Origin of the sequence: Fibrella aestuarina BUZ 2 (assembly GCF_000331105.1) — a bacterium.
Lineage (GTDB): Bacteria > Bacteroidota > Bacteroidia > Cytophagales > Spirosomataceae > Fibrella > Fibrella aestuarina.
Window position 1 is genome coordinate 1 of the sequence record NC_020054.1, and the last position, 13,216, is coordinate 13,216.

General features: G+C 55.4%; 13 protein-coding genes. 7 read left to right on the plus strand and 6 right to left on the minus strand.

The features are described from left to right. Positions 1–1,410: chromosomal replication initiator protein DnaA (gene dnaA / locus FAES_RS00005; protein WP_015329115.1), on the plus strand; the 1,410-nt coding region annotated here is incomplete at its 5' end. A 65-nt stretch (positions 1,411–1,475) separates the two neighbouring features. Continuing rightward, complete coding sequence (locus tag FAES_RS00010; protein WP_015329116.1) at positions 1,476–2,465, plus strand: GNAT family N-acetyltransferase; 990 nt, start codon at positions 1,476–1,478, stop codon at positions 2,463–2,465. A 26-nt stretch (positions 2,466–2,491) separates the two neighbouring features. On the opposite strand, the gene FAES_RS00015 is transcribed toward FAES_RS00010, so the two are convergent. Next, a complete protein-coding gene (locus FAES_RS00015; protein WP_015329117.1) occupies positions 2,492–3,286 on the minus strand; it encodes a DUF3108 domain-containing protein in 795 nt (264 codons plus the stop codon). 13 nt (positions 3,287–3,299) lie between these two features. Then, positions 3,300–4,349 carry an aminopeptidase gene (locus FAES_RS00020; RefSeq protein ID WP_015329118.1) on the minus strand — a complete coding sequence of 350 codons (1,050 nt, stop codon included), beginning with the start codon at positions 4,347–4,349 and terminating at the stop codon, positions 3,300–3,302. A 169-nt stretch (positions 4,350–4,518) separates the two neighbouring features. Between FAES_RS00020 and FAES_RS00025 the strand changes: the two genes are divergently transcribed. The 3 genes from FAES_RS00025 to FAES_RS00035 all read left to right on the plus strand — a co-directional run bounded on the left by FAES_RS00025 (position 4,519) and on the right by FAES_RS00035 (position 7,881). Then, the gene (locus FAES_RS00025) at positions 4,519–4,806 is read left to right on the plus strand and encodes a YtxH domain-containing protein (protein WP_015329119.1); all 288 of its coding nucleotides are present in this window, start codon (positions 4,519–4,521) and stop codon (positions 4,804–4,806) included. Between the two features lie 247 nt (positions 4,807–5,053). Beyond that, positions 5,054–6,472: an inorganic phosphate transporter gene (locus tag FAES_RS00030; protein WP_015329120.1), complete on the plus strand. Its 1,419-nt coding sequence runs from the start codon at positions 5,054–5,056 to the stop codon at positions 6,470–6,472. Positions 6,473–6,546: 74 nt separating this feature from the next. Further along, a complete protein-coding gene (locus FAES_RS00035; protein WP_015329121.1) occupies positions 6,547–7,881 on the plus strand; it encodes a putative porin in 1,335 nt (444 codons plus the stop codon). Positions 7,882–7,981: 100 nt separating this feature from the next. Here FAES_RS00035 and FAES_RS00040 read toward each other — a convergent pair whose 3' ends face one another. The 3 genes from FAES_RS00040 to FAES_RS00050 all read right to left on the minus strand — a co-directional run bounded on the left by FAES_RS00040 (position 7,982) and on the right by FAES_RS00050 (position 10,194). Further along, the gene (locus FAES_RS00040; RefSeq protein ID WP_015329122.1) at positions 7,982–8,374 is read right to left on the minus strand and encodes an ExbD/TolR family protein; all 393 of its coding nucleotides are present in this window, start codon (positions 8,372–8,374) and stop codon (positions 7,982–7,984) included. 50 nt (positions 8,375–8,424) lie between these two features. Then, on the minus strand, positions 8,425–9,378 hold the full coding sequence (locus tag FAES_RS00045) for a nitrilase family protein (protein ID WP_015329123.1): 954 nt from the start codon (positions 9,376–9,378) through the stop codon (positions 8,425–8,427). An 87-nt stretch (positions 9,379–9,465) separates the two neighbouring features. Continuing rightward, the gene (locus FAES_RS00050; protein ID WP_015329124.1) at positions 9,466–10,194 is read right to left on the minus strand and encodes a MotA/TolQ/ExbB proton channel family protein; all 729 of its coding nucleotides are present in this window, start codon (positions 10,192–10,194) and stop codon (positions 9,466–9,468) included. Positions 10,195–10,452: 258 nt separating this feature from the next. Between FAES_RS00050 and FAES_RS00055 the strand changes: the two genes are divergently transcribed. Then, positions 10,453–11,550 carry a mechanosensitive ion channel family protein gene (locus FAES_RS00055; RefSeq protein ID WP_015329125.1) on the plus strand — a complete coding sequence of 366 codons (1,098 nt, stop codon included), beginning with the start codon at positions 10,453–10,455 and terminating at the stop codon, positions 11,548–11,550. Between the two features lie 66 nt (positions 11,551–11,616). Continuing rightward, positions 11,617–12,555: a fructosamine kinase family protein gene (locus FAES_RS00060; RefSeq protein ID WP_015329126.1), complete on the plus strand. Its 939-nt coding sequence runs from the start codon at positions 11,617–11,619 to the stop codon at positions 12,553–12,555. 6 nt (positions 12,556–12,561) lie between these two features. On the opposite strand, the gene FAES_RS00065 is transcribed toward FAES_RS00060, so the two are convergent. After that, on the minus strand, positions 12,562–13,098 hold the full coding sequence (locus tag FAES_RS00065) for a hypothetical protein (protein WP_015329127.1): 537 nt from the start codon (positions 13,096–13,098) through the stop codon (positions 12,562–12,564). Between the last annotated feature and the right edge of the window lie 118 nt (positions 13,099–13,216).

Here is a 13,216-nt window from a genome sequence, read left to right on the forward strand (position 1 = left end):
ATGCAACGCGAGGTTCAGCTAGTCTGGGCCAACTGCCTGCGCGTTATCCAGGAAATTGTGCCCGAAGCCAGCTATAAAACCTGGTTCGAGCCCATTGTGCCGCTGCATCTGTACGGGAAGGTGCTCACCATTCAGGTCCCCAGCGTGTTCTTCTACGAATGGCTCGAAGAAAACTTCGTGCATGCCATCCGGAAGGCACTCGACGCCGCCATTGGGCGCGACGGGCAACTCGAATATTCGATTGTGGTGGATCAGGGCGATGAAAAAAACCGCCCCATCGCGGTGAACATGCCCACCACCAAAAGCCCGCAATCGGCCAAACCCGACAACGTCAGCCCCGATATTTTGCGGTCACCCTTTCAGCTTAAAGACCTCGATTCGCTCACGCTCGACTCGTACCTCAATCCGTCGTACACGTTCGACAACTACGTGGAAGGCGACTGCAACCGGCTGGCGCGCAACGCGGGCTATGCGGTGGCGGCCCGGCCCGGCGTGACCTCGTTCAACCCGCTGATGATCTACGGCGGCGTAGGGCTGGGAAAAACGCACCTGGTGCAGGCAATTGGCAACTACATCAAGAATACCAATCAGGACAAGTTTGTGCTGTACGTGACGTCGGAGAAGTTCACGAACCAGTTTCTGAACGCCATTAAAGGCGATTCAATGCGCGATTTCAGCCAGTTCTACATGCAGGTCGATGTGCTGGTGATCGACGACGTGCAGTTTTTGCAGAAGAAAGAGAAAACGCAGGACATCTTTTTCCACATCTTCAACCACCTGCATCAGTCGGGTAAGCAGATCATTATGACGTCGGACCGGCCTCCGCGCGCGCTCGACGGCCTCGACGACCGGTTGCTGTCGCGCTTCAAATGGGGCCTCACCACCGACCTGCAAACGCCCGATCTGGAAACGCGCATCGCCATCATCCAGAAGAAGTTGCAGGCTGAAGGTGTTTATATCGACGACAGCGTGATCGAATACCTGGCGCACAGCATCAACACCAACGTACGCGAGCTGGAAGGCGTAGTGGTGTCGCTGATGGCGCAAGCCTCGCTCAACCGCCGCGAAATCGACCTGGATCTGGCCAAAATGACGCTCCGCAACATCGTGCAGAACGACGAGAAGGAGATCAACATCGACACGGTGCAGGAACTGGTGGCCGATTTCTACAACATTTCCATTGCCGACCTGAAAGCCAAGAGCCGCAAACGTGAGGTGGTCTACCCACGGCAGGTAGCGATGTACCTGGCCAAAGAGCTCACCGAGCTGTCGCTGAAGTCGATTGGTTACCATTTCGGCGGGCGTGACCATAGCACCGTCATCCACGCCATTCAGATCGTTAATGATCTGTTGAAGGAGAAGCCCGACACCAAAGAAGAAATCGCCAAGCTGAAGGCGTATTTCAAGTAAGGCGGTTGACGCCTGCCGTTTCGCGTTGATCATTGGTACGCCTATTCGACTGTGCCTAACCCGATATGGCTCTTGTTTTCCTCAACCGCGACCAAATCAACGTACCTGAGTGGGATCGGTGCGTGGCTGCGGCTCACAACGCGCTGCTCTACGGCCATAGCTGGTACCTCGACGCCGTCACGAACGTACCTGAGGGGCCCCGCTGGTGCTGGGAAGGGCTGGTAGCGGTAGATACCGATGGGCACTATACGGCCGTGTTGCCGGTGCCGCTCCGCCGTCGTTGGGGCCAGTGGGTGGTGTATCAGCCGCTGTTTTGCCAGTTCGTGGCGATTTTCTCAGCGCAGCCCGTCGACCCGGTGCCTTTTCTCGAAGCCCTCCTGAAGCGCTATCGGTATGCCAGCCGTCTTTGCCTGGCATTGACCACCCTACTTCCCAACGTACCTGGCTATGTGCAGCAGCGGCTGTTACAGACGCACGTGCTTGCTCTTGATGGCGCCGTGCCAAACTACACCGCCGACCGCCGCATGAACCTGCGCCGGGCGCATCGACGCGTCGCCCAGACGCCGGGCTGGCGCGTAACGGAATCGACCGACGTGCAACCGTTGCTGACCTTGTTTCGGGAAAACCACGCCGCTGCTATCGGCGTTGGCAAATGGGCTTATCCGCTGTTTACTCGGCTGTTTGTGGCCTTGCAAGCGCGTGGCCTGGGTACGTTGCACTATGCTTACGCGGATAACGTACCTGTAGCGGGCGCGTTCTTTGCCGAACAGCACGGGCGCATGATCTACCTCTTCAATGCAGCCGATGCCGAGGGGCGTCGCCTCAACGCCCGCACGATTTTGATCGACCAGTCCATCCAACGCGCAATAAGCCGGCTGAGTCCAACCGGCTTGTTTGATTTCGAAAGCCCTGATCAACCAGGCGTCGTGCAGTTTTACGAAAGCTTTGGCGCTACGCCTGCCCCCTACCTGCAACTTAGCTGGAACCGGCTGACAGCGGTGGAGCGGTGGACTCGGCTACTTCGCCAGACGATATTCAAACCTTATAGGTTTTGAAAACCTATAGGGTTTACTAGGGCTTATTAGTTGAAGCGCATGGGCTGTTTCAGGCCGCCGTAGCTTCGGATATCCATTTCGAGCGAGCCGATCGCCAGTTCCACTTCTACCTTGAGGGGCACCTTATTGCCATCGTCGGATACCCAGACCAGCAGCGCATCTTCCCCTTTAAAGAAGCCGTTCGTGGCCATAATCGGGCTTAGCTTGATGGAATTGATCTTGCCAAATTTGGTCTTGATCCGCTCTTTTCCCCGGTACCGCACTTTCATGTTATAAACCGTATCGTCGTAGAACGCCGGTACTTCGATCGTCGAGCCGACAGGTAGGCGGTTGAAATCGATGGTGCGCAGGAAATAGTAGCTACTGACCACATCGTGCACATTATCAGGCACTTTGAACAAGTCTTTCTCCGTGCGTTCCTCGGCTTTCACCGTGTTGGCGCTGTGGTTGAAGGTCATGTTTTCCTCCTTCCGGTACTTGTTCTCCTGAATGTTGGTGTAAAACTTCTGCGGCAGAATCGCCGATGTATCAATGTAAGACCGCCAGGTGTCGCGTACCCGTGTAACGAGGTCAAACGCGCCGGTTGTACGCCCAAACACGTTGACCTGATAGCAGGGTCGGCTGTTGACGTTATAGAGCGCCGGCGCCACGTCAACAACGGCTTCGGCGGCATTGATGAATCCGTAGTGGACCCGATATTCGATATGTTCGCCCGGTCCGAAACTTGTGTTCACTACCCGGCGGTAAGTATGGGCCGTCGTGAACGCAACGACGGCCAGTAACAAGGCGGAAAGACTCAGAATGATTCCTGTTTTTTTCATGGCAATCAGTCCGTTACAGCGAAGGATAGGTTTGTTTCAGGTGTCGTAAATAACGCGGAAAGTCGCTGTTAAATTGAGTAACAAACTCTGTTTTGAAGCGGTTCTGCTGTTTTCGATACGTTAAATAACTAACAAAATAAGCGTTGTTGGGCAGTTTGCTTTGTGTAGAGACCCGTCTTTGCGGCAAACGGTTGGCCGATCGTTCGTCGGTAATGGTGTCGGCGGCCGTCACGATTTGCCCGATGGTTTTCCACTTCATTGCTTCTTTGACAGCCACGGGCGTCGTCGGTTTAAACGCTCTATAAATCTTGTCGAGTAGCTGGCTACCCCGCACCACATGTTGCGTATACCGTTCCCAAAAGGCCAGCCCGGCCCGATAATCGCGGTATACAGCCGACGTATCGCCGTACTTGTAGGCCATGAATCGCTCGGCACCGTAGTCACCTACGAAATCTGCGAGGTTTTCGTTGTACTCCAGGTTATCTTTTATGAATAACGTACCGTGCGTTAGCTCATGAATGATCAACTGAGCCAGATCGCCTTCGTTGCGGCTCAGCATGCTCGACAGAATCGGGTCTTTGAAAAAACCGAGCGTTGAGTAGGCCGCGATGCCGCTGATGCGGGTGTCATACCCTTGCTTCCGCAGCAGACTATCAGCTTCCAAAAGTCGGGTTTTATCGAAAAAGCCCCTATAGGCAAACGTGCCAAGCAGCGGAATTGAGAATTGAACTGGCGTTAACGCGTACCGATCCGACCCGACCAGCATCCACATGAGCGGTTTACCTTCCTGATCATGAAAAGTGGTGAAGTTCTCCGACGGGTCAAGGCCGAGCGAATCCTGCGCAAACTGCTTGATTTCGCCAATCAGCCGGATCTTCACTTTGGCCGAGTCAGGTACGTTGGCGTCGGCCAGTACCTCGGCTACGGGGCGGGTGTTGAGCATGATATGCAGTTGCCCTTTGGCCTGCATGTAGCCGTAACTGATGAGTTCGTGTTGCCAGATAGCGAGGCCCAGCAGGGCAACGAGCAAGACCAGGCCAATTCGTTTAAGGATGCGTTTCATGGACACTACCCACAACCGGGGTTCGGCGCAAAGGTCGCAAAGAAGTGATTCAATAACTTTTATGCCACCCAGTGGCCCAATTCCCTCTGTTTGGGGCGACGTCACAGTTAGTCATTGCGACTTTGCCCCGAAACGCCTAGGTTCGTACTAAACTAAACAGGAACACACTATGTCCGTCAACGCCAAACACTTAGCCACGTTCATTTTGGGAGCCGCCGCCGGAGTTGCCCTTAACAAATACCTGCAAACCGAAGAGGGTGAAAAAATGATGAGCGATCTGAAAGCAAAAGGGTCGGAACTGAAGGCTGAAGCGGAAACCGCCATGGACAATGCCCCTGAGTATTTCGACAAGCTCAGAGCACAACTCGCCGAGGTGTTCAAAGCCAACTTCCCCAACGCCGAACAAGCCATTGACGATGTATTGGGCAAAAAGCCCGAAACTGATCAGCCTGTGTAAAGCCAGCTACTTTATTGCCTTACAACGTCCCTGCCACGCCCTATACGACGACGTGGCAGGGATTTTTGCGTTACATCGTATTACTACTCAAGCCTTTGAGTAATCAGCGTACATTATTATCGAAATATTACCCTAATGTTAACAACATAACAATTTCTTAATGCTTCGTGATTTTATAGCCCGACTATTCCCCTGAACTTTGCGGCACAAGTACACCAATATATCATTTAACTAATTGTCAGTCAGTATGTTCGGCTTAGAAACCGGCGTTTTTATTCTGCTTGCTTTCTGTTTTTTAGCAGCCCTCGCATTTGAATTCATTAACGGCTTTCACGACACCGCCAACGCCGTTGCCACCGTCATCTATACCAATTCGCTCCAACCCACGCAGGCCGTTGTGTGGTCGGGCATCGTCAACTTTATCGGTGTAATTACCGGGGGCGTCGGGGTTGGTATGAGCATCGTCAACCTGCTTCCGGTCGAGTTGCTCATCGATCAGAATGTGTATCACAGCATCGCCATGGTGCTGGCGCTGCTCTTCTCAGCCATCATCTGGAACTTCGGCACCTGGTATTTTGGCCTGCCCGCTTCCAGCTCTCACACACTCATCGGCGCCATTCTGGGCGTAGGGTTGGGCTATGCGCTCCTGCCTGAGAACACCACGGGTGTAGCCGCCGTCAACTGGGACAAAGCCAAAGAGATTTTCATGGCGCTGTTTCTGTCGCCGCTGGTTGGCTTCAGTATGGCGGTGGTGCTCATGTTTATGCTGCGCCGCGCCCTCAACAAGCAGGTGCGGAAGCAGATTTTCGACGAACCGGTGCCGGGCGAACAGCCACCGATGTGGATTCGGGGCCTGCTCATTACCACCTGCACGTTGGTTAGCTTCTTCCACGGGCGCAACGACGGCCAGAAAGGCATCGGGCTGGTGATGCTCATCCTGATTGGGGTGCTGCCCGCCTTCTTCGCCATCAACAACAAAATCGACATTGCCGAACTGAAGCCCGATCTGGTCAAGGTACAGCAGATTGTCGCCCGGATTGACACGACCCAGCTCTCGGATAGTGATTTGGAGCGTTTCCAGAAGATCAACACGAGCATCGCCAACCTCACGCCGGTAGTCGAGGCCAACCAGTTCGAGCAAAAAGACGCCCTCCTGATCCGCAAAGCCCTGCTGACCATCAGCAGCAACAGCAAAAAGCTGATCGCCAGCGAAGACGTGAAGCTCAGCGAGGCCGACAAAGAAGCCTTGCAGGCTACGGCGGTTAAGGAAGAAAAAGGCATTCGCCGCTTCACCGACCACGCACCCTTCTGGGTCATTCTGGCCATCTCGCTCTCGCTGGGCTTTGGCACAATGGTGGGCTGGAAACGCATCGTGGTTACGGTGGGGGAGAAGATTGGTAAGTCACACCTTACTTATGCGCAAGGTGCCTCCGCCGAACTCGTGGCGGCAACCACCATCGGTCTGGCGTCGTGGTTTACGTTGCCGGTGAGTACCACGCACGCACTGTCGTCGGGGATTGCCGGGTCAATGGTGGCCAGCAAAGGCATCAAAAATCTACAGGCCAAAACGATCCAGAGCATTCTGCTCGCCTGGGTGCTCACGCTCCCGATGGCCATCCTGATCTCGGCTACGTTGTTCATGCTGTTCCGCTGGCTGCTGGGTTAATCGCCGAACGTACCTGACCCACTGACCGGGCAAGCGGGCGGGGGGCGAGCAGGGACCTCTTTATCTGATTCACTATGATTTTGTCCGGGAAACGTACCTGTTCATACCTGCTTACTGGCTGGTTCTGGCTGCTGACAGCCGGGTACGTAGCGGCCCAACAACGTGGGGGACTCACCGAAAGTCAGATCGACACCACCCAACGGCTGATCGGCCTGCTGCGGCGTTATGAATTCCTGAATATTTCGGGCTATATCCAGCCGCAGTTCCAACTCGGCCAGACTGAGGGGCAGCGCAGCTTCAATGGCGGCGACTTCCCGGCGGGGGTCGATGACCGATTCAGCGTACGGCGGGGGCGGCTCCGACTCGATTACGCCCGCTACACGCCCGAGGGTCAGCCCAAAGTGCTGTTCGTCTTTCAGTTTGACGGCACCGAGCGGGGCATGCAAACCCGCGATTTCTGGGGCCGTCTGTACGACAACCGGTTTAACCTCTTTCATCTGACAGCCGGTCTGTTTGCCCGCCCGTTTGGCTTTGAGGTCAACTACGGCTCGGGTGACCGCGAATCGCCGGAGCGGGGGCGTATGTCGCAACTGCTGATGCGTACCGAACGCGACCTGGGCGCGATGATCAGCTTCGAGCCGCGCGTACCGGGGCATCCACTTCGGCAGTTCAAGCTGGACGTTGGCCTGTTCAACGGTCCCGGTCTGGCCAGCGTATCAGATTATGATACCCGCAAAGACGTCATCACGCGGCTGGCGCTCAAACCCCTGCGTCTCAACAAGTCGGGCACAACACTGGCGGGTAGTGTGTCGGGGTATTTCGGGGGCATTGCCCGGTACACCAACAACTCATACCGGATGGCTAATGTGGAGTCGACAGCCCCTCTTTTCGTGCGTGACACCTCGGCGGTAATCGGGCGGCAGTTTTTGCCGCGTCAGTACTACGGAGCCGATCTGCAACTGCGCATTCCTAACCGGAAGGGGTTTACCGAGTTCAGGGCTGAGTACATTGGCGGCTGGCAAACCAGTACACAGGCCAGCACCGAAACGCCGGGCGTTATTCCTAACCCGGTGTCGGCACCGGGGGCAGCGCCGTTGTATGTGCGCCGGTTCGATGGGGCCTATTTTTACTACCTTCAGCACCTCGGCAGCCTCAAACACCAGCTTGTCGTCAAATATGACTGGTACGACCCCAACAAACAGGTATCGGGTCAACAAATCGACAACAAGTTCAGCTGGGCCGACCTGCGCTACGATACCATCGGCTTCGGGTACCTGTATTACATGAACGAAAACCTCAAGGTTGTCTTCTGGTACGACGTACCTATCAACGAATCGTCGCGCCTGACCGGCTACACGCAGGACGCACCCGACAACCTCCTGACGATTCGAACGCAGTATCGGTTTTAACGAGCGAATGAGTGGACAAGTGACTGGCTGACGCCAGATTGTGTTTGCGTCAGCCAGTCACTCGTCCACTCATTCGCTCGTTCACTCTTTACCCTACTCTTTATTTCGACGTCGCCATCACCATTTTGATGTTGAGCTTGGCGCCGGTTTGCAGTACGTCGACCAGATCCTGCACGGACAGCGTCTTGTCAAACCGAACCACGATGGTGGGTTCATCGATCCCCGTCATGATCGTCTTGAGTTCTTCCTCGAGGTTCTCGCTCGAGACGGGTTGTTTATCGATAAAATACTGCTTGTTGGCATCGACCGACAGCGTTACCTGCTTCTTGCTCAATTGCTGCGACGACGACGCTTTGGGCAATAACAACTTGATCACGTTGGGGTTGGCTACCGTCGAGATGATCAGGAAGAACAGCAGCAGGAAGAACATAATGTCGTTCAGAGACGACGTGGCTACCTCGGCGGCAAATTTGCGTTTCCGGCGGAGTTTCATGGATAATAGAGTCAGTGGCTGCGCATCGTTAACGGGCAGCCGGTTCAATGCTATTCGTTGGCGTCGAGCCAGACAACTCGCTGTTCGGGCCGGTGCTCTTTGCCGATAATATCGCGGTACAGGTCTGGGCGGCGGGCTTTGATGTACCGGTGGCCACCCGCCTGAATCAATTTCTGCGGTATCAGCGTCGCCGTTACAAAACTGTCATCGAAGGTGCGGCACTCGGCCAGAATATCGCCAAACGGGTCGATAATCATCGAGCAGCCGTTTTTCAACTGATCGTCGTCCATCCCGATCGGATTCGAGAATACGGCGTAGATGGCGTTGTCGTAGGCGCGGGCCGGCAGCCACTTCATCAGCCAGTCGCGGCCCTTCATCCCGTCGAATTCGAGCCGTAGCGAGGTAGGGTCAGCTTCGCGGTTTTCCCAAAGCGACGGTTCCACAAACCCTGCGCCCGGCCGGGTCGAGGGCGTGCACATGGTTACGTGGGGCATGAAGATGACCTGCGCACCCAGCAGCTTGGTCGCCCGCACGTTTTCGATCACGTTGTTGTCGTAACAGATCAGTATGCCGCATTTCCAGCCATACAGGTCAAATACGCAGTAGCTGTCGCCGGGCGTGATGTGCGGGTTAATAAACGGATGGAGCTTCCGGTACTTGGCTACCAGCCCGTTTTTATCCACGCAGACATAGGCCTTGTAGATTTTGTCGGCGTCGTCTTTCTCGAACAGCCCGGCCAGCACGGCAATGTTGTGGCGTTTGGCAATGTCCGTCAGCGCTTCGATGCTTTCGCCACCGGGAATAAACTCAGCCAGATCAAGCAGTTGGCGCTTGGTCAACTGCCGGGCAAAGGTATAGCCGGTGATGGAACACTCATGAAACGCGATCACCTGCGAGCCTTCTTTCGACGCCTTCTCGGCCAGCCGATTGATAACCGACAGGTTGTATTTCTTGTCGCCGCTGCGGTGCTCAAACTGCGCGGTCGATACTTTCAGCTTATCCATGTGTCGTTCGGAATAGAATCGCGCTCAGCCTCGGGCCAAGCAACCCGTGACCGTGATCGGTACTGGGTACGTGTCCGAATGAAGCGTTTACCGAACGCGGGCCGTTTCGGTTGGCTTTTGCAACACTTCCATGAAATCGAAAGCGGCCATTTCGAGCTTGAGCGTAAACCGTTCGATGTTCATATTGAGCAGGTGGTAGCCCGTGTAGGCAATAACCCCCACGATCAGACCGCCGCCCGAGGTAATCATTTTTTCGTACAGACCACCGGCGATGATCCCCACGCTGATGTTGTCGGATAACGAAATGTCGTAGAAAATGCGGATAATCCCGGAAATGGTACCGATAAACCCGAGCATCGGCGCGATACCAGCGATAACCCCCAGGTAGCCCAGATTTCGCTCCATGCGCGCGATTTCAATCTGCCCAACGGTTTCGATCGTGCCTTCGATTTCTTTGTTCGACGCGACTCCTACCCGACCAACGGCTTTTTCAAACACGCGCCCAACGGCGTTGCGTTGATTTTTGCAGAACGATTCCGCCGATTTGATATTTCCTTGCAGGAGCATATCCTTGACGTTGTCGACGAAACCCTCATCGATGTGGCTTTGCTTCCGAATCAGGATCAGGCGTTCGATAATCAGGTACAGAGTGGCGAAGAACAGGAAGGCAATCGGGACCATAACCCACCCCCCTTTCGCTACCAGATCAAACAGACCCAGACTTTGTGTAACGGTAGCGGCTCCGTTGGCAGCGTTGGCGGTCGAGTCGGCCACCGCTGAGGCCGAAGTGGTTGGAACCTGAAGCAGGATGGTCATAGACAGAAGATAACGGAAGCGTTTAGTGGAAAACAGTCAGCAATCAGAACGTGTAAGTCGGATTGAATCGTATGCCAAAGATAACAAAGCCCCCGTTGGACGGGTTGGAAAAATGAGTTAGCGACCAGAAGACAACTGGGAATGTGGTCATCTGGCTTCGCTGCCATTGGTGGTCATTCGTCGTAAAACCATCAATGACGGCGAAGCCAGATGACCATGAATGATCACCAACGACCATAAATTTTCCACCTTTACGCTATGCAACAACAAATCGATGTCTGGATACGCGCCGTTATTCGCTGGTTTGGGTACGTACCCAACCGCGACCTATCGGGCTGGATCCTGCTGATCATCTCCGTCATTGCAGGGCTGGCAACCACATTTGTGCTCACGCAGATTATCCGGCTGATTGCCCGGCGCAAGAATAACCAGGTTTTGGTCTTGCTGCGCCGGTATGTCAGAACGGCTTTTTATTTCTGGCTACCCTCTCTGTTTTTCCTCACCGGCACCAACATTCAGCCCGAACGATTCTTGCGGCGGCATCCCGTAGCTGACAAAGCCGCCGAGGTGTTATTTCTGCTCACCAGCACCTGGCTGGCGTTGCGGCTGCTGAAACTGGGCGAACTGCTGATGGTCCGCAGTTACGACATCAGCAGCGACACCAACCTCTCGCAGCGCAAGTTTGTTACGCAGGTGCAGTTTATCCGGCGGATCATCTCGACGATTCTGGTGCTGGTCAGTTTCTCGCTGCTGCTGCTCAATTTCCAGGGAAGCCGTAAACTCGGGGCCAGCGTGCTCACCTCAGCCGGTATCGTATCGGTGGTGGTGGGCTTTGCCGCCCAGAAATCGCTCGGCAACCTGCTGGCGGGCATCCAGATCGCCTTCACGCAGCAAATCCGGCTCGACGACGCCGTGGTGGTCGAAAACGAGTGGGGGCGGGTGGAAGAAATCAACCTGACCAACGTGGTGGTTCGGCTCTGGGACCGACGACGGCTCATTCTGCCGATCACGTATTTCGTGGAAAACCCGTTTCAGAACTGGACCCGCTCCGACGCCAGCATTACCGGGGCGATTCTGCTCTACCTCGACTACAATACCCCGATCGACAAAGTGCGCGACAAAGCGAAGCAGATTGCCGAAGCCGACCCGCTCTGGAACGAACAGGTGTTTGTGGTGCAGATCACCGACACCACCCCGACGGGCATTGTGCTCCGCGTGCTGGTGTCGGCCAACGATGCTCCGTCGGCCTTTGACCTGCGCTGTCACCTGCGCGAGGCGCTCATCACGTACCTGCGCGACGAACATCCGCAAAGCCTGCCTCAGGTACGTATCCAGAGCGGAGCCGGGCTGGCTTAGTGGCACCATCGCCCCTGTTCAGGCCCTACGAGGCCACAGCTAACCATTCATCCGTCACACTAACCTATGTTTTGGGGTAACGAGCAAGCCGATTTTTTCGAGACCATTCTGTATCAGCACCTGGGCCAATCCGTGGAAGTGCTCGATACGCAGTTTCTGAGTGGCGGCGATATCAACACGGCAGCGCGGGTGTTTTCGTCGGAAGGCACCTTCTTCGTGAAGTGGAATCACGCCCGAAGCAGCGACCTGGGCCGCCAAACACCCGACGGGCAGTCGGTAGAAGGGAGTGACCTGTTTGGGGCCGAAGCCGAAGGGCTTGAGCGCCTGCGCCAGACGCATACCCTACGCGTCCCGAACCTGATCGGGTATGGCCAACAAGGCGACAAAGCGTATCTGATTCTTGAGTTTATTGAGTCGGATGGGGCCGGGCTGCGCAACGCCAGCGCCGCCTACTGGACGCAGTTGGGGCAGCAACTGGCCGAGCTACACGCCCACACGCAGCCACTGTTTGGCCTCGACCACGACAACTACATCGGCTCGTTGCCCCAACGCAACACGCTTACCGAAAACGGCCACACCTTCTTTTTCGAGCAGCGGCTGCTGCCGCAAGCTGGTCAGGCGCTCTACAACGGCCTGCTCGACAAACAGACCTACGAAGCGCTGTTTCGGCTCCGCGATCGCCTGCCCGACCTGCTACCACCTGACCGGCCGGCCTTGCTTCACGGCGACCTTTGGACAGGCAACGTGCTCCTAACGGAAGAAGGCCAGCCGGCGCTGGTCGATCCGGCGGTGTACTATGGCTTTCGCGAAGCCGAACTGGCTTTCACGCACCTGTTCGGTGGATTCGACACCCGTTTTTACGAAGCCTACGACGCGCTTTTTCCGCTTGAGCCGGGCTTTGCCGATCGCATCGCCATTTATAATTTATACCCCCTGCTGGTACACGTCAACCTGTTTGGGGCCGGGTACGTCCCCGGCGTCGAACGGGTACTGAATCGGTTTTAAGCGCGATTACTGTTTTGTCAGCGTCATGGTATAGGTCGTCTGAACGCCCTGATTGCTGAGGTCCTGGTCTTTCCACTGTAGTGTGACCAGATTACCCGGCGCATACGCTTTTGTCAGAAGCAGGCTAGTCAAATTACCGGCTCCGATCAGTTTCAGTTGGTTGGCCGATTCAACGTACGTCCCGTTCGGGTCGACCAGGTAATCGACAATAAACGTCGAGTTAGGGCCGTTGGCGCCGCAGGTGGGCAGGCTTTCCTTGTTGGTGGTGTAGCGGCCGTCCTGCGCAAACGTCCAGGTTACATCGGTCAGACAGGTCTCGTTGATGCGCTTAAGGTATTGGAGGTAATCGGTAAATTGCTCGGGGGAGCCGTTCACCACTTTTGGCCAGGCAGGGTCCAGCTTGAAAGCCGTCACCTTCCAGTTACCCACCAACGATGTGGGGGTTGTGTCGGTGGTTCCCGAGCCAGGGTCATCGGTCTTTTTACAGCCCATGACAAAGACCAGACTCAAACCAACCAGCGCCGAAAGCATTCGTGTTACCATATTGTTGAAGCAAATAAGTAAAGGTTTCTATATAGACTTTATATGTTTTGAAAAGTAACTCCCGCTGCGGTGTTAAAAGTAAGTCGAACCGCGCGCCGGCTTTTCAGCGCAAAGCCAA

Excerpts from the sequence above, each read along its gene's own strand:
- FAES_RS00010 (WP_015329116.1), top strand. The coding sequence starts at position 1,476 with ATGGCTCTTGTTTTCCTCAACCGCGACCAAATCAACGTACCTGAGTGG.
- FAES_RS00015 (WP_015329117.1), bottom strand. The coding sequence starts at position 3,286 with ATGAAAAAAACAGGAATCATTCTGAGTCTTTCCGCCTTGTTACTGGCC.
- FAES_RS00020 (WP_015329118.1), bottom strand. The coding sequence starts at position 4,349 with ATGAAACGCATCCTTAAACGAATTGGCCTGGTCTTGCTCGTTGCCCTG.
- FAES_RS00025 (WP_015329119.1), top strand. The coding sequence starts at position 4,519 with ATGTCCGTCAACGCCAAACACTTAGCCACGTTCATTTTGGGAGCCGCC.
- FAES_RS00030 (WP_015329120.1), top strand. The coding sequence starts at position 5,054 with ATGTTCGGCTTAGAAACCGGCGTTTTTATTCTGCTTGCTTTCTGTTTT.
- FAES_RS00035 (WP_015329121.1), top strand. The coding sequence starts at position 6,547 with ATGATTTTGTCCGGGAAACGTACCTGTTCATACCTGCTTACTGGCTGG.
- FAES_RS00040 (WP_015329122.1), bottom strand. The coding sequence starts at position 8,374 with ATGAAACTCCGCCGGAAACGCAAATTTGCCGCCGAGGTAGCCACGTCG.
- FAES_RS00045 (WP_015329123.1), bottom strand. The coding sequence starts at position 9,378 with ATGGATAAGCTGAAAGTATCGACCGCGCAGTTTGAGCACCGCAGCGGC.
- FAES_RS00050 (WP_015329124.1), bottom strand. The coding sequence starts at position 10,194 with ATGACCATCCTGCTTCAGGTTCCAACCACTTCGGCCTCAGCGGTGGCC.
- FAES_RS00055 (WP_015329125.1), top strand. The coding sequence starts at position 10,453 with ATGCAACAACAAATCGATGTCTGGATACGCGCCGTTATTCGCTGGTTT.
- FAES_RS00060 (WP_015329126.1), top strand. The coding sequence starts at position 11,617 with ATGTTTTGGGGTAACGAGCAAGCCGATTTTTTCGAGACCATTCTGTAT.
- FAES_RS00065 (WP_015329127.1), bottom strand. The coding sequence starts at position 13,098 with ATGGTAACACGAATGCTTTCGGCGCTGGTTGGTTTGAGTCTGGTCTTT.